The sequence below is a fragment of the Natronoarchaeum philippinense genome, from assembly GCF_900215575.1.
In the GTDB taxonomy this organism is placed as follows: Archaea; Halobacteriota; Halobacteria; order Halobacteriales; family Natronoarchaeaceae; genus Natronoarchaeum; species Natronoarchaeum philippinense.
This window is the reverse complement of record NZ_OBEJ01000003.1, coordinates 206,390-221,370: the sequence shown is the minus strand read 5'-3', so window position 1 is coordinate 221,370 and position 14,981 is coordinate 206,390. Positions and strand designations below refer to the sequence as shown.

The following is a 14,981-nucleotide window of genomic DNA, read 5'->3' as shown; positions in this document are numbered from 1 at the left end:
CTCAGTTCTCTCTGCGCTCGCTCGCTCCGCGGTCGGTGTCGTCGCGGTGCGTGGACTGGTCGTCCGGGGACTGGTTCCTGTTCCGCAGGGTGTCGAATTGCTCCGAAGAGGGTTCGATGGTGATCGGGGACTGGCCATCGGTTCCAGTGGAAGCGGTGCCCGTCGATGGTGAACCAGAATGCTGCTGGCTGGCTCCCGACCCTCCCTGTTGAGTCGACGAACCAGCGACAGCCCCGCCACCACCGCGATTGCTGTACGCGTCGTGTAGTCGCGTTCCGGTGGCGTTCAATCGTGAGCCCGCAGCGTGGGCTCGTGATTGGCCAGAGCCAAGCGTGGTCTGACCGCCGTGCGTCTGTGCTGGCTCGCCACGGAGGCCTCGAGCGAAGTTCTGTCCGCCGTGGGCTGCCGTTTGGCCGTGGCCCTGTGCTGTCTGGACACGCGACGTTGCTCGCTGTCTCGACGTTCGATGGGCGATGCGATCGCCGACGAAAAACAGCGCACCTGCTTGCCAGAAGAGGATAATCGGCGAGACGAGCGCCGCGAAGGGGATCACGAGTGCGGTCAGCCACGCACCCAGCCCGCCCATCGAGAGGCCGAAGCTCTCCCCGAAGATCGCACCCAGTCGGAAGAGGAGTGCAACGGGGACGGTCATAAACAAGAACGGGACGTAAAACCCGGCGAGGCGCTTCATGAATCCCGACATGAGCGAGAACGGCCCGACGCCGGGAATCCAGAACACGATGAGCAGCGGCGTCAGCAGGACGAAGAGATACAACACGACGTGGCGCGTGAAGTAGATCAACGCCAGCAGGAGGAACAACACGAGATCGATCGTCAGCGTCAGCGAGAGGCCGAGGACGCCGAGCGCGCCAAAGGACAGCGTCTCGAAGAGCGAGATGGTGCTCAGGTCGGGCACCAGGAAGCCGGCGAGGCCGCTCATGAACTGCATCGAGAGCGCCGCGATCCACCACCACGAGAGGATACCCAGCAATCCGGTGACGGCCCGCTTTTTGAGTTTCGAGCGGTGGTAGTTGCTAAAGAGGTAGCTCATCGATTCGAGCAGGATGACGAGTCCGATCATCAGTCCCCACAGAAGTAAGGAGAGCGGGACGATCGCATCCCAGTAGTACGCGTAGAGATCCGGCCAGACGCCGTTTGTCGGTGCGCCGAACACGGCATTGGGGTGGGGCGTCTCGACGACGACGCGAACGAGGTCGTTCGCATAGCGTTCGATGAGACCAGTGATTGGGCCAAAGAGGACGCGAAGGAACTCTTCGAGAGCGTTGACGATCGCCTCCGAAAGGGCGCCCATCTGTCAGGGCCTCCGAGAGCGTAGGATTCGCCAGCCAGTCGTTCGTTCGAGCAGGTAGACCGCAAAGAGGATCGAGACGATCGGGATCGCCATCCGGTACAGCGTCTGGAGCAATGCGATCGCACCGCCGTCGACGTAGACGGTGTCCGTGTCGCCGACGTAGGCGTGGGACGTTCGCCACCACGGGCCCGGTTCGTAGCGAGCCGTGATTCCGCCCGCCGTTCGTGGCATGGTGAGCGTCGCGGTCCCCTCGTCGTCGGTGTTGACGGGCTGGCCGTTGATGACGACCGAATCGAGTTCGCCAGTCGTGTTGATCGGCACGCCTGTCTCGGCGTCTTCGAGGGTAACGGTGACTGTGACCTGTTCGTCGGTCGCGTTCTCGACGGCAAGCGAGAGCGTGCTTTCGTTGGTCGGGACTTCGTAGACCGAGTCGACTGGATTGTCGGTCTCGACGCCACTGACCAAGCCCGCACTCGTGAGCACGTCTGGCGTGCTATCGGAGGCGTCAATCCGCGTGACGATGCCGTAGCTCGCCGTATAGGGTCGTGCAACGACATCGAGCGCCACGTCAGGTGGAAGCTCGGGCGGGTTGCGCTCGATGCCGTAGGTATCCAGCAGCGTGCTCGTCGCCCGTGGTGTCGCGCTCGGGCCCGTTGCACTGGGGAACGCAGCGACGTGGAGTGGATGCACTGGCGAGTGCTGAATCTCGTCGCCATCGCCAGTGCTCCACACCAGCGACTCCCATGACTCGTCACGGGCCGAGTAGAACTGCCAGACGCCCGTAACGGTGCTCTCACCAATCGTGAACCCGCGCCACGGATCACTCGTAAACGTGGCGATGCCGAGGTCACCGTTCGGATAGCGCGTACGAACGCCCGAGATCGTGAGTTCTTGGACCGAGACATCGACGGTGTGACTGACCGTCAACTGTTCGACCGGAAACTCGACAGTGGACTGTTCGAGTTCACACGTGCTCGCAGTCTCGCCGTCAGTACACGTCTCGGTTTCGCGCCTGAGCGTCACGGAGATGTCCGCCTCGACGCGCAGCGTGTGGGTCGTCCCGTCGTACTCGTCGAGGGAATCGTAGCCGAGTGTCGGCGTGTGACTGCCTGCACGTGAGGTTTCGAGCGTGTCATCGACGAGCAAGCGCGTGTCGTCGATATGGTGATCGCTCACCGTCCACGTCGTTCTCGTCTCGTTATCGAGACGCGTCGACGGCGTCGCCACGCGGTAGTCGATCGTGGCGAGCACGCGCCCGTCAGGAGCGACGTACAGCGGCCGCTCGTCGGGAGCGAGTCTCGCACGAGTCGACGGAGAGATGGCGAAGACATCGACGTAGGCGTCTTTCAGGAATGCGCCGTGTGCCAACTCCGCTGTCGGGGGATGAATCGACGTATTGTGGGAGGTCTCCGGGAACGCAGCATGCTCGCCGCGATTCCATCGTGTGACGTCATCGGGAGGCTCGGCAAATGGCACGTCCGTGTACGCCGCCAGTTCCTCATACGCACTCGTCGCGTTCTCACCGGTCGTCACGGCAGCCTCACCATCGGCGTCACCCGACCAGAGCAACGGGAAGGTTGTCTCGTTGACGCCGTGGGCGGGATCCGATGGAGGATCGCCGCTGACGAGCGGCACGCTACCGACAGCCGCGAGAAGTCCAAGGGCGACACAGACTCGAACGGCGCGGGCCATCCGCTCAGAACCCACAGCTCGTCGCGCCGACGACGACGTTGTTGAGGATGAACTGCACGATCGCAGTCCCGAGCGGGGCGACGATGATGCCCCAGAGGACCGCCTGATTGCGTGCCTCTTTCATCTCCTTTTTGAGGTCGGCGCGACGCACGGTCGTCATCGTCACCGTGGTGCCGAGGGCAACGACGGCTCCGATCAGCGGGCCGCCGAACTGGATGATCGAGAAGATGTTCTTGATCGTCAGCGCCATGTCCGTCTCACAAAAGGCCTCGCCGCTGGTCTGGGCGAGAGCAGGATCGACAGCGACGAGACTCAAGAGGAGTCCAGCGCCGAAGAGCGAGCGGCTGTTCAGAGTACGTCGAGAACGGGATGTGTCCTGTTCATCGTCAGTACCCGATCGATGCGACTTGGTGTTGGGGGCGGTCGTAGCAGACATGCGAACGAGAGCGAGCCGCAAAAACCCGATACGGCATCACGACGACACCACAGATCGAATTATACGAGAGCGCTCGTAGCCATATCTTTGAGTAGTCGCAAATAAGCGTTAATATCCTACAAACCATCTGTGAATAGTAGAAATCAGCATGTTTTCTAAACTATTTGGGAAATTTCTGTTTACACTCGTGATCGAAGCATCATACCTGTGTTCGTCAGCTGTCGTCGCCGATCACCGATCGGCCGTTTCCTCACGCAACTCCGTGTATCGCTTGCGGAGCGTGACTGGGCTCGTGCCTGCAACGGACGCGATATCGGTCTGGCGAAGTGCACACTCGGCCTCTGTACTTGCGAGGTACAGACACGCCGCGGCGACGCCAGCGGGACGACAGCCGTTTGCGGTGCCAGCTTCGGTAGCAACGTCTGCGAGTTCGGTTGCTCGGTACTGTACTGTCTCCGGGATATCGAACGCCGCGAGGAGTCGTGGAAGGAGCGTCTTCGGCGTCGGCACGAGTGCTTTCAGGCCGAGTTCTTTGTTCAACAGTCCGTAGCAGTTTGTCAGCGCCTGTTGGTCACAGTGTGCAACGGCCGCGACCTCGTCGATCTGTCGTGTGTAGCCGCCACAGCGACACGCAGCGTACACGCAGGCGGCGACCATCGCTTCGATCGACCGACCCTGAATCAGGTCGTCGGAACTGGCTGATCTGTAGTACGTGCTCGCTCGTTCCCGAACGGAGTGTGGCAACTCGAGCGCACTCGTCAGTCGCGCGATTTCGAGACAGGCAGTAGCGAGGTTTCGTTCTTTCTTGCTCGACCAGCGCGCCCGGTTGTGTTCTCTGCGGAATCGACGTACCTGTCGGCGTTTCGCCGAAGAGAGCACGGTTCCGTTCGCATCTCTGTACCGCCCGATCTCACTCGAAATCCCGCGATCGTGTCTCGCCGGCGTGATGGGCGCGCCTGTCTGTTTCCGGTTGGATTCCTCATCCTCGAACGATAGCGGCGTCGCGCCGTAGTCGATGCGACAGTCCGACAGCACCAGTCCGCACTCGGTACACGCCGTTTCGCCACCCTCTGTCTGGAGGGAGCCACCGCATTCGATACAGCACGTCTGGTTGATGCTCTTTCCATCGTCTTCGTCGAAGCCAGTTTCGTAGATATCTCTCAGCGACATTGTATTCACTCCTCGCAGGACATTCTTCAGAACGCCCCGCACCCGTCAGGGGGCGATACAATTGGCATAGCTGAGGGTCAGAATCTGGTTCCAGATGATACTCTAGAGTATCATACTTTGAAGTACGATTACAGGACTCGTCGACCAGTTCGGACACACTCCCAACAAGGAAATCCATCTGGAAGCTCATCGCAGTCACAGGCGTCCGGCTCGGCATCCTCGACATCATCGGCTACTGTCGAGTCGTCTAATTCCTTCGTCGACGGCGTCTCCGGTGCGTTGATAGTGTCGTCAGAGTCGTCTGCTGTCGAAATGGGGGTTCCTCCGTCAGCAGCAACTTGTCGGTCGACGGCTGCGTCGAGAATCGGCCGTCTGATCGCAACGGCAACGCGGTGTTTGCACGCTCCGTCGTAGTTCGCATCGGCCGGGCAATTACACTCGGTTGGCAGCCCGTCCTCGACGGTGACGACGTACTCGTGTTCGTCCGGGTTTGCGTGGCTGGCGTTTCTCACGACGACGCCGTCGACGCCGATCGTGAACTCGAAGGCCTCGTACTGGGCGCGTTTGATGACTCTACTTGTCGTCTCTAGGTGTGCGAATGGTGAATTCATGCGTCTGTTATCTTCTCAGGATCGGTAGCCGCCAGCAGAAGATCGAGAATCGATCGAAGGGGGAGTGAATCAGTCAGGGAATCTCGTAGACGAGAACCTCTGTCTGACCACAGTACGGACACGTGGCGTCTTCGTCAGGAACGGTCATTCCGCACTGTCGACACTCATAGACGTGGGTGTCTGTACAGTAGATTCTCGACACGAGGGCTCGCAACGATGGCATCGACATCGTTCTCACTCTCGTCTCCGGAGTTGGCCGGGCTGGTTGGTCGGTCCCCACGACCGCGGCACGTAGCCGACGTACTCGATCGTATCCGCGTATGTTCGCAGGACTTCGATCAGGGCGAGTTCTGGAATACCCGCTTCGGCGTGGCTACAGAGCCACCATTCGAGCGCTTGCTGTGCATCGGTCAACTGCTCGTTAGTCGTCGTATTCACGGACTTCTCACACAGGCTCTCTACTGAGCGCCTGCACCCGTGCAGGCGCCTAAAAAAGAGCGTGTTGAGAAACACACAGTCGACGATGGGCGTGATTTTGGAAATCATGATTTCAGAAATTGGGATTTCTTTAGATCGGTCTCAGTATAGAGACGACTTAGCAGACATCGAGTTGGAGGTCATTCGGACGCCACGATATCGAGAAAACGACATCAGTACAGTCCTCGCTAGTTCGTCTTCTCACCAACTATACTCAGTACACGGCTGTGTCGACAATCTCCGTTGCAGTTCGCGAGATCCGACCGAGACGCTCCAGCAGTGTGTCCGTCTCGTCGTCGTTCCACGCCGCGAGGTAAAAGGCCGAGCCACTTGTGTCAAGCCCGAAATGGCGTCCGACAAGATACGCCACGTCTTCAGCCTCGACTTCTCGCTTCGATTGTTCAGCCTGATCGTCGACGCCGATGTGAAGCAGTGCGTGAGCATACTCGTGGATGAGCACACCTGCAAGTGCGGCTGGATCGTCCTGATCGAGTAGTTCGATCGTCGGCTGATCGTCGCCCGGCGCCTGTCGACAGATACCCGTCGCCTCGCCGTAGGCCCAGTTATCGGGACCGACGACGCTGACCGAAACATCGATCTCCGACGCCGCTTCACGGAGTGCGGGAAAGAGAGCATCTGCATCGCCTTCTGCAGCGGTGTCGAGTTCGGGTAGTTCCTCGCCCTCAGTCTGGGAGACATCGAAGACTGGAGCTGGGCGGAAGCCGACGAACCCTTTCGACCACTCTGCTGGTGGCGTCTCGTCATACTCACAGTCGCTTTGCTTGTGATACGAGGACGAGTTCCCACAGTTCGGGCATTGCTTGGCGATGATCGGCGCCCAGATCCAGATGGCCTGCTCGCCCTCCGTGACGTGGCGATCGAACTCACTCTGCCACGTTCGATATCCAGCGACGCGCGTCGCGTCCGGACACTGTTGCTTGATCAGGAGCGTATTCCGATGAGAATAGTCGTGGAACCGACTCTGGACGTCGAGCCATTCTTGGAACTCCCGGCTGGCTGTTGCCTCGTCGACCAAGGACTGGAGGTCGTCGAGCCAGGCTTCGATCGTGCTGTGCATCTCCTCGCGTCTGGTCGCGCTCTCGTCGAACGACACCAGTTGAGTCTCTGTCGTCATCGGTTGGACACAGAGCACTATGAATAGTGCCCCGCGCCCGAAAGGGGCACTCAAAAATGCCATGTTGACTGCCGCCGGCTAAACGTGGAGGTAGTCACTCAGTAGATTGGTTCCTCGTAGCCCACAGATTCTCAAGGCGCTGTTCGATCGCAGTGAGTACCGTCGAGTATACGTCTAGTGGGTGGACCGACGAAAGATCGAGGTCAGTAATTTCGGTTGCAGTCGGCGGTTCGTGAAAGTGCAACCGCGAGTTGTGAGTGTTTGGGTGACGATCCCAGCGACATTCCCACTGTTGCCCCTGCCCTCGGTCTTCGACGTAGTGAATCGAGAAGTCACCGGTCATGAACCACCGAATATCGATTCGCGCAGCCGTCACCGCTTCCGGATATCGCCCAGTATCGAGGCGTACGTGCAGGAGTCGCGGTTCGTACGAATCCGGATCGAACACAGTCTCGGCGACGAGGGGATCCGATTCGAGGTGTCGCTCAATGAGACGTAGCGTCTGTCGATCCGGCGGTCCTGCCGATTTGGAGCCTGAATTTTCTGGTGGCTGTCCCATCTATGCGGGAATCAGATGGCCGTCGTTCTGGGAGAGCTGTCGGGCCAGTTCATAGAGTCGAATGTCTCGAATCACGCCCTGCCACTCGCTGACTGCAGTCATCCGCTCGTGGATGGTGTCGTGATCGCCGGATTCAAACACGGAAGCTGCTGTTGGATCTGTCGTTCCAAACTGTGCTTCGTATTCGTTGCGGCGCTGTTCAAGTTTCTCGACACGCTCGAGTATCTCTTCGAGAGAGAGTTCGGTTGCGATCCGGCTGGCGTCTTGCCATTCGAGATAGCCCTCGTTTCGTTCGTAGGTCGACGGGCGACTCTCTGTATCAGCGTGGGCGATACCCATCTCTGCCAAGCGATTGAGATGCTTTTTTGCGGCGTTCGGGGAGCAATCTGCACGTTCAGCGATATCGGTATACGCAGTCGGAGACGTGATCCCGAGGACTACATCATAGACACGGCCAAACGTGTCTGTTCCCGCCTGCCACCGTTGCTGGGCGGCGTCGGATTCAGGGGTCGGATCGAAATCGGTCATACCTGCCTGTAGGTCGCTTGCTTCAATATATCTTTGGATCGCTCAGATATCTGCGATTGCGTGTCGGTTGCTATGGGATGATGGGGGAACACACACCCCTCATTCGGAATGAGATCCCACACAATGTCCGTCGGAATGGAAGTAGTATTCCATCTCTTGGGAACTTGGAGAGAACCCCCCGAGTCAGGCATTTCGAATTGTATGCTTCTGTCAAAAGGTCTGAGAAAGGGGGTTGAAATTCTCTGTGACAGACAATACGGACGATAGACCGAACCGACTGACAGGTGATTCCGCCTCGGTGGGTGGATGCACTACTTGTGGCGTTTACCGAGCTTGTCCACTGTCACCAGCGCGTCCCTGACCATCGCGGGTTCGACCGGGAACGGCTCGTTGTGGATTGTCTCCTCTTCGACGCAAGCCGCCTCGGCAACCGTCTCGAGTTGGTCTTCCGTGGGATCGTCGAGACCGATGTCCGCAAGCGAGACTGGCAGCCCAATGTCGAGTGAGAACTCGATGATCTCGTCGACGAACTCGTCGTCTTTGCCCTCAAGGACGAGTTGGGAGAGTGTACCAATGTTGACCTTCTCTCCATGAGCCGCATCGTGGGTTGCCTCGAGTTGCGTGAGCCCATTGTGGATCGAGTGGGCTGCTGCAAGCCCGCCGCTCTCGAATCCGAGCCCGCTGAGGAGCGTGTTCGCCTCGGTCACGGCTTCGACGCTTTCGGTTACGGCGTCGTTCTCGACGGCGTGGACGGCCGAGACGCCGTGCCTACGCAACGTTTCATAGCAGAGTTCGGCAAGGGCGTTCCCGGCCCGCGTTGAGGTCCCACCGAGGATGTTCTCGCCGTGCGAGCGGTAGGTCGCGTCGGCTTCGAACCACGTTGCAAGTGCGTCGGCGATCCCCGACCGAAACGTCCGAGTCGGCGCCGCCGCGATGATTGCCGTATCGACGAGAACGAGTTCCGGGTTCTTCGAGTGGAACCAGTACTCCTCGAACTCGCCGTGTTCGGTGTAGATCACCGAGAGCGAACTCGTGGGGGCGTCCGTCGATGCGATAGTCGGCATCGAGACCATTGCGATGTCGAGCTGTTCTGCGACTGCCTTGGCCGCATCGAGCGCCTTGCCCCCACCGGCGCCGACGATAACGTCACTCCCAGACTCACTCGTCCGGTCAGCGACGCGGTCGATCTCCTGTTCCGAGCACTCGCCATTGAACTCCACTGTCTCGGTGGCGAACCCGTGGTCGTCGAGGCTCTCCGTGACGGGATCCCCCACGATGTCCAGCACAATGTCATCCGCGAGGAGGACGGCGCTATTTCCGAGATCCTCGGCGTGTGTTCCGATCTCCGCAGCGATGTCACGGCCCTGTGTGTAGTTCGCGGGAGATGCGAATATCTTTGCCATGGTTGAACGAACCACGGTCCGGATAATGTAGTTTGGCCCGGCTCTTGCGAGCGTGCTGAATGGCTGGTGGTCATACCGTCACTGGATTGACGTGGGGGTGTGGTAGCTACTTGGGGAGGGGGTTACCACGCGGGGGGTTCGTGAATGAAAGCAGAGCACCCTCTAGAGAGCAACTCCAAAAGAAATCTCATTCTGAATCAGGGGTGTGTCCGGCCAACTCTTCGCCGCACAAACGCTTAGTGAGTCGGAAAATCGATTAAGAGCCGCCCATCCTGAATCAGCGAACTACAACAATACCAGATCTTGTCACATGGTCATCAAGAGTTTTTTGCGGTGTTAATCGAGAGCAGGCGCTCATTTTGGCTACTGGTGGCTATTGCACCTGCTCCCAGATCTCATTCCGAACGAGGGGTGTGATCATGACAGGACGATCCTCAAAGCCAGTTTCATTTAGAGCTAGGTTCTAAATCTACCTACTAGACAGCCGTAATACGGCTCAATAACTAGATTTAATTCATATACTCATTCAGAACAGGGTTTGAGAACACCTAAATAGCACCTTCACCTTGATGGGTTCATGACTGACAGCGGGGAAAGTGAAGGAGGCAATTGCAGGGGTCACCACTTAAATTCTCCAGAAGCAAATACGAAAAATGGTGACGTTCGCGGTAATTCAGCAACGGCAGAAGGGGTTCAACAAGACCCAAACGATCCAGCAAACGATCCCTTGTTCATTCGTGAAGGTGATGAAGACGGTTCTACAAGCCAGATCTGGGCAGATAGAGATCTGCTCTCAATTGGGACTGTTCCCAGCCCAGATCGCATCGTCGGTCGTGACGCAGAGATCAAATCGGTTGCTGGAGAAATCCGACACCTGGTTCACGGATCACAACCTAACCATGTCGTCATCTATGGCGAGACTGGAACTGGAAAATCGCTGGTTAGCCGTCACGTCTCTCAGCGTCTTGTTGATACTGCTACGGCACGTAACGTTCCCGCTACGAGTGTGTATGTCGAGTGCAAGAAGAATAATACTGAGACGCGAGTCGCCCGAACAATTGCTCGCACCCTCAGTAACAAATCGAATTCTGACATAGACATTCCTCGCATTGGGTTGGGCTCTGCAGAGTACTACGATTACGCCTATGACATCATCGAAGACCACTACGATGGGATCATTGTCATTCTCGATGAAATTGATATGGTCGATAACGCAGAGGGGCTCTTACATGAACTCTCGCGGGCTCGAGAAGCAGGTCACACAGATGCGTATATTGGAATCATTGCGATCAGCAATGACATCGATTTCGGGCAAAAGCTCAATGCTCGCGTGCAAAGTTCGATGCGGACGACAGACTTTGTGTTTGAGCCCTATCAAAGTGGTCAGATCGAGCAAATTCTAGAGTACAGACGGGATGCATTCCAAAACGGCGTCGTACAGAAAGACGTTATTCCTGAGACTGCTGATCGGTCAGCGGATGAACATGGTGACGCAAGAAAGGCTGTTGATGTCCTACGGATTGCTGGTGACATTGCTGATGATGCCGAAGCAGGGGCCGTTAGACCAGAACACGTTGATAAAGCAGTAAAGCGTGCAGAGGTTAACCGCGTCAAAGAGACTATCGAGAGCACCTCTCCGCAGTCGAAGCTTGTTCTCTACACATTCGGTCGCTTGACCAGCTCGAATGATCGGCGCTTTCGCACCTCTGAGATCTATTCACACTATGAGACGACTTGTGGTGATGTCGGTGCGGACGTTCTCTCATATGATAGGGTGGGCCAGATTCTCAGCACCCTTGCACTATTAGGAATCTCTGAATCACAACAGGTCGGTGGAGGGCACAAGCAGGGAGTCTACTTGGAACATCAGTTGATCAAGGACACAGATGTTATTATGAAAGCTGTTGTTGAAAGCGATGATCGCCTTTTGAAGCTTCACAATGGAAACTACGAAATCTGATGTAGGTCGACGGAACGATATCGAACTGCCCACACTATAGGGGGAGCTCACTCTGAATCAGGGGCGGGGGTAGATGAGAATCAAGGAGTAGTGCCCCGCGCCCGCAAGGGGCACTCAAAAATGGCATGAGAAATCGCCTGAATTGGGCCAACAGGAGTCTAGTCCACCCTACTCGTAATAGCTCACATTGTACACACGAAAACGGCTACGTACGCTGGCTCACAATGTACACATGATGAGCGCCGATAAGAAACGCGTCCAGTTCCGAGCCCCAGATCGGCTCATTGACCGGGCCGATGCACTCGCCGATGTCCTCGGAGAGGATCGAACGGACGTCCTCGTGACGGCACTTCGGGAGTATCTACAGGATGCCGCACACGACGACGCACTCACGCAAGAAATAGCGGCTGCCTATTACGACGACGAAATCACCTACGAGCAGCTCAAAGGGCTCGTCGGTGCCGAAGAGGCCGCCAACCTCCGGGTATTGAAACAGCAGCTTGATGAAGGCTTCGTCGACGAGCTCGCCGATCTATGAAAAACGGATACGATCTTCCTGCGAATGCCCCGGGGCAGTATATGCCGCTGCGGACCAGCGATCCACTGCCCAAAGGCACCCCTGCAGGCGCATATAGAATGCAGGAGCGCTAACTGGACGTCCTCACGATCAACTCCTGTTCTTCGCCACACCACGCGGTGAGCTTCTCAATCATGTACTCGGTCGCCACCTCGTGTGTGAGAACGTCGTCGTCGATCAGATCGCCCACGACATCTTTGAGCGCCTCGAAACGTCCACGGAGCGGGCCATCCCCGACGGGCTCGCCGTCGTACCAGCGTACCGTCTGGAGTGCCCCATTTCCGAACTTCGGGCCATCGCTGACACCCTTACAGACGTTCTGGAGCCCAAACCAGAGCGTCCGGTACGCTGTGATGTCAAACTCGGTCGTCACGACGTAGAACGCCTCGTGATACTCGAAATCGAGATGCTGGGCGATGATCTCTTCTTTGGTGAGGCCGGTCGCTTCTGGGTCTGGATCGACCGTCGTTCGAGGTCGCTCCTCTCCTTGTAGAAGGGTATCGAGGGCATCCTGCTCACAGCTTTGCTCGAAGATCTCGGCTGCCCACTCGGTGTGAGCCTCAGTTCCCCCAAAGGGCGTCTCGTCATCGACATCGTGTTTCAACTGGAGGTTGAGTGCGCCCCAGTGAGAGTAATGCAGATTGTACAATTCATCGCACCGTTCGTATGCAATGAGTGCTCTATGTCCCATTCTGTGTTTCCTGCAAGGCACTGCGCCCCGCACTCGTGAGGGGCGCAACAAAGAGGCTGCAGGCGCTGCTGAGGTGCTCAACTACTATTTCATCCTGTCCTTGATTGGTGAGTATAGAAGGGAAATGGACGACAACGGTGGATTCAGCTCGAATTATGGAGAAACATTATACGTGTAGGAAATTTGTAATGAAACATGGCCGGAGATGGAGGCGATGGAGGCGGCGATGGAGACGGCGGTGAAGTAGGGTTGGGGGCCTTCAGCGCGAACGCGGGTAGTCAACGTGTGGTGCAAGGTATGGACGAAGAGGCTGGTGATTCTAACGAGGCGGTCCTCGATTCTCTGGGATATACTAACGACGGAGCCGGAATGTACAGGGAGGGCGATTCGTCGGGATCGACCCTCAAGACCGCCCTCATCTTCGGCGTCTTTCTTGCTTTGCTGTACCTCCTGATGTACTTCATAATTTAGCAATACGACCTGGATGGCCAGTCGCCGGCAAGGGGTGTGCTACCTGTTCGTCGGAACTCACCGGTCATCCTTTGTCACGATGAAAATACTAGTGTTCAATGCGCACACCTACCTAACGGCTATTTCAGCGAGACAACTGTTGGAACGATAGGATTTCAACAGAGCCAAATATGATAAAATTTGGTATGCTGTTACTATGGGCTGGTCTCGATTTGAGTTTGTGCCATCCCTGACGCTGTGTCACCGTCCAGTGGAAGTTCGACGACGAACACTGCGCCGGTTGGGTCGTTGTCTTCGACCCACACCGCACCCCCGTACTGTTTCAGTAGCGTGTGAACGAGATACAAGCCGATCCCTGTGCCTGGACTATCAACTCCCTTCTCGCCTTTTCCGAAGATCTGGTCTTTCTGACTGTCTGGCACCCCCGGCCCATCATCTGCAACTCGTACCTGCACGGTATCACCGTGTTCTGCCCCACTGACCGTGACGTGGGGGGTTGTGCTATCGTTATGCCGGACAGCGTTCTCCAAAAGGTTCCGGAACACCGACGACAGCATCTCATTCGCCTGAACAGAGTCAGCTGGTAACTCACCAGCCATCTCGAAGTGCGCGCTCGAATGCCGTTCCCGGACTGTCCCCACCTCCGATTCAACTACTGCGCGGAGATCGATCGGTTTCAGATCCGCAACAGACTCGTCGGTAAGCGATTCGACGAATGTCCGCGCTGCCTCAGTCAACTCTACGACCTGCTCAGAACTCTGAATCACACGTTCGAGAGCCTCCTCTCCCTCCGTATCCACGTGGTCCTCCAGTAATTCTGCCCACCCGAGTACCACCGTCATATCGTTTTGGATGTCGTGTCTGACGACTCGATTCAGCGCTTCGAGTTGCTCAGTCTTCTCTTCGAGTTCCTGCCGATAGGACTCACGCTCAGTGACATCCGTGATTGTCACGAGTTGTCCAGTCCGTACTTCCCCTGAGAGAAACGGTGTCGTAGCAACCTCGTAATACTGCGTCTCACCATCCCCAGAAACCGGCACAACTCCCGGTTCGGAGATGTGTTCGGCAAGTGTATCGCTGAGGACGGCAATCGAGTCGCCGATGGCATTTGGGAGGTCTGGGAAGATCATTGCTGCAGCTTGGTTGTAGTCTCGAATCTGATTCGATTGGTCGAGGTAGATTGCTGGTTTCGACGTCCCGGTGGTCAGTCGAATCGCTTCGAACCGGTCGAAATAGACGAAGAGTGTCCCGACAGCAAAGATGGCGACACCCGGCGGTTCGTACATCAGGGGAAGTAGGGTTCCGGACAGTTCGCTGAGGATCGTAGCGATTGCTGGGACACCAGTGACACCGAAGAGAAGGACGAGAGGACGGCTATCGGTGCCGGTATGGTATAGGCGTTCGGCGAGCATGAAGAATCCGACCATGATAACCGCGTACGAGAGTCCGAGAACGATCCAGTACAGTATCTGGTGGTTGATTGCGAGATGAGGGAAGGGCTGTGTCGTCCACTGAGTTGTGAAGTAGAGGTTGTGAAGTGGGTTCGTGATTTTGAGCGCGATGAAGAACAGAAACACGGCCAGTGCTGGGTAGCGGAATGGCGTGTTCTGTAGTGATCGGCCGGTGTATTCGGCACAGAACCAGACCCACGCGCCGACGGCGACGAACGCGAAAATGAACCCGGTGATGTACAGCGCGGCTTTCCCCGTTTTCGTCGGCGCAAGCAAGTAGCCGAGGTATCCGCCACACCAAAGCGAAACCGACGCGAGAAACGCCACAAACGCCTTTCGTGTGCCTGGGTGCTGGATCGCGCGTGCCCGTGGAATACTCCCGAGACACGCCAGGCCCGAGGCCGCAAAGAGAACAACGTAGGCTAAAAAGATGAACTCCATCGTGACTATTGTCTATTATTACGCTGTCGGTTAGGTATTCTGGTTGATCACCACCGATCTACATTGA

15 protein-coding genes are annotated in these 14,981 nt (G+C 57.2%); 3 read left to right on the top strand and 12 right to left on the bottom strand.

Features of this window, described 5'->3' with window-relative positions; genetic code table 11:
- Position 1: 1 nt before the first annotated feature.
- The 10 genes from CRO01_RS11890 to CRO01_RS11845 all read right to left on the bottom strand — a co-directional run bounded on the left by CRO01_RS11890 (position 2) and on the right by CRO01_RS11845 (position 9,323).
- Complete coding sequence (locus CRO01_RS11890) at positions 2-1,312, bottom strand: hypothetical protein (protein WP_097009371.1); 1,311 nt, start codon at positions 1,310-1,312, stop codon at positions 2-4.
- A gap of 3 nt (positions 1,313-1,315) precedes the next feature.
- Positions 1,316-3,019, bottom strand: a complete 1,704-nt coding sequence (locus CRO01_RS11885; RefSeq protein ID WP_143824956.1) for a hypothetical protein — start codon at positions 3,017-3,019, stop codon at positions 1,316-1,318.
- Positions 3,009-3,320 (bottom strand): hypothetical protein, encoded by a 312-nt coding sequence (locus CRO01_RS11880; protein ID WP_143824955.1) that lies wholly within the window; start codon positions 3,318-3,320, stop codon positions 3,009-3,011. The genes CRO01_RS11885 and CRO01_RS11880 overlap by 11 nt, the downstream gene beginning before the upstream one ends.
- A gap of 351 nt (positions 3,321-3,671) precedes the next feature.
- The gene (locus CRO01_RS11875) at positions 3,672-4,610 is read right to left on the bottom strand and encodes a transcription initiation factor IIB (protein ID WP_097009368.1); all 939 of its coding nucleotides are present in this window, start codon (positions 4,608-4,610) and stop codon (positions 3,672-3,674) included.
- Positions 4,611-4,738: 128 nt separating this feature from the next.
- On the bottom strand, positions 4,739-5,221 hold the full coding sequence (locus CRO01_RS11870) for an SWIM zinc finger family protein (RefSeq protein ID WP_097009367.1): 483 nt from the start codon (positions 5,219-5,221) through the stop codon (positions 4,739-4,741).
- 234 nt (positions 5,222-5,455) lie between these two features.
- On the bottom strand, positions 5,456-5,659 hold the full coding sequence (locus CRO01_RS11865) for a hypothetical protein (protein ID WP_097009661.1): 204 nt from the start codon (positions 5,657-5,659) through the stop codon (positions 5,456-5,458).
- A gap of 253 nt (positions 5,660-5,912) precedes the next feature.
- A complete protein-coding gene (locus CRO01_RS11860; RefSeq protein ID WP_097009660.1) occupies positions 5,913-6,833 on the bottom strand; it encodes an ArdC-like ssDNA-binding domain-containing protein in 921 nt (306 codons plus the stop codon).
- A 94-nt stretch (positions 6,834-6,927) separates the two neighbouring features.
- The gene (locus CRO01_RS17125) at positions 6,928-7,392 is read right to left on the bottom strand and encodes a hypothetical protein (protein WP_097009366.1); all 465 of its coding nucleotides are present in this window, start codon (positions 7,390-7,392) and stop codon (positions 6,928-6,930) included.
- Positions 7,393-7,920: a DUF7342 family protein gene (locus CRO01_RS11850; protein WP_097009365.1), complete on the bottom strand. Its 528-nt coding sequence runs from the start codon at positions 7,918-7,920 to the stop codon at positions 7,393-7,395.
- 311 nt (positions 7,921-8,231) lie between these two features.
- Positions 8,232-9,323, bottom strand: a complete 1,092-nt coding sequence (locus CRO01_RS11845) for a glycerol dehydrogenase (RefSeq protein WP_097009364.1) — start codon at positions 9,321-9,323, stop codon at positions 8,232-8,234.
- A 577-nt stretch (positions 9,324-9,900) separates the two neighbouring features.
- Between CRO01_RS11845 and CRO01_RS11840 the strand changes: the two genes are divergently transcribed.
- On the top strand, positions 9,901-11,283 hold the full coding sequence (locus tag CRO01_RS11840; protein WP_097009363.1) for a Cdc6/Cdc18 family protein: 1,383 nt from the start codon (positions 9,901-9,903) through the stop codon (positions 11,281-11,283).
- Between the two features lie 235 nt (positions 11,284-11,518).
- Positions 11,519-11,821 (top strand): hypothetical protein, encoded by a 303-nt coding sequence (locus CRO01_RS11835; protein ID WP_097009362.1) that lies wholly within the window; start codon positions 11,519-11,521, stop codon positions 11,819-11,821.
- A 109-nt stretch (positions 11,822-11,930) separates the two neighbouring features.
- On the opposite strand, the gene CRO01_RS11830 is transcribed toward CRO01_RS11835, so the two are convergent.
- Positions 11,931-12,551, bottom strand: a complete 621-nt coding sequence (locus CRO01_RS11830; protein ID WP_097009659.1) for a DUF6735 family protein — start codon at positions 12,549-12,551, stop codon at positions 11,931-11,933.
- Between the two features lie 195 nt (positions 12,552-12,746).
- On the opposite strand from CRO01_RS11830, the gene CRO01_RS11825 reads away from it, so the two are divergent.
- Positions 12,747-13,022, top strand: a complete 276-nt coding sequence (locus tag CRO01_RS11825) for a hypothetical protein (RefSeq protein WP_097009361.1) — start codon at positions 12,747-12,749, stop codon at positions 13,020-13,022.
- Between the two features lie 194 nt (positions 13,023-13,216).
- Here the strand turns inward: CRO01_RS11825 and CRO01_RS11820 are convergent, their stop codons facing one another.
- The gene (locus CRO01_RS11820) at positions 13,217-14,914 is read right to left on the bottom strand and encodes an ATP-binding protein (RefSeq protein WP_097009360.1); all 1,698 of its coding nucleotides are present in this window, start codon (positions 14,912-14,914) and stop codon (positions 13,217-13,219) included.
- Positions 14,915-14,981: the final 67 nt, after the last annotated feature.

What these genes read in the sequence shown, in the direction of transcription:
- CRO01_RS11890 (WP_097009371.1), bottom strand. Translation starts at nt 1,312, where the DNA reads ATGGGCGCCCTTTCGGAGGCGATCGTCAACGCTCTCGAAGAGTTCCTT.
- CRO01_RS11875 (WP_097009368.1), bottom strand. Translation starts at nt 4,610, where the DNA reads ATGTCGCTGAGAGATATCTACGAAACTGGCTTCGACGAAGACGATGGA.
- CRO01_RS11870 (WP_097009367.1), bottom strand. Translation starts at nt 5,221, where the DNA reads ATGAATTCACCATTCGCACACCTAGAGACGACAAGTAGAGTCATCAAA.
- CRO01_RS11860 (WP_097009660.1), bottom strand. Translation starts at nt 6,833, where the DNA reads ATGACGACAGAGACTCAACTGGTGTCGTTCGACGAGAGCGCGACCAGA.
- CRO01_RS17125 (WP_097009366.1), bottom strand. Translation starts at nt 7,392, where the DNA reads ATGGGACAGCCACCAGAAAATTCAGGCTCCAAATCGGCAGGACCGCCG.
- CRO01_RS11850 (WP_097009365.1), bottom strand. Translation starts at nt 7,920, where the DNA reads ATGACCGATTTCGATCCGACCCCTGAATCCGACGCCGCCCAGCAACGG.
- CRO01_RS11845 (WP_097009364.1), bottom strand. Translation starts at nt 9,323, where the DNA reads ATGGCAAAGATATTCGCATCTCCCGCGAACTACACACAGGGCCGTGAC.
- CRO01_RS11840 (WP_097009363.1), top strand. Translation starts at nt 9,901, where the DNA reads ATGACTGACAGCGGGGAAAGTGAAGGAGGCAATTGCAGGGGTCACCAC.
- CRO01_RS11835 (WP_097009362.1), top strand. Translation starts at nt 11,519, where the DNA reads ATGAGCGCCGATAAGAAACGCGTCCAGTTCCGAGCCCCAGATCGGCTC.
- CRO01_RS11830 (WP_097009659.1), bottom strand. Translation starts at nt 12,551, where the DNA reads ATGGGACATAGAGCACTCATTGCATACGAACGGTGCGATGAATTGTAC.
- CRO01_RS11825 (WP_097009361.1), top strand. Translation starts at nt 12,747, where the DNA reads ATGGCCGGAGATGGAGGCGATGGAGGCGGCGATGGAGACGGCGGTGAA.
- CRO01_RS11820 (WP_097009360.1), bottom strand. Translation starts at nt 14,914, where the DNA reads ATGGAGTTCATCTTTTTAGCCTACGTTGTTCTCTTTGCGGCCTCGGGC.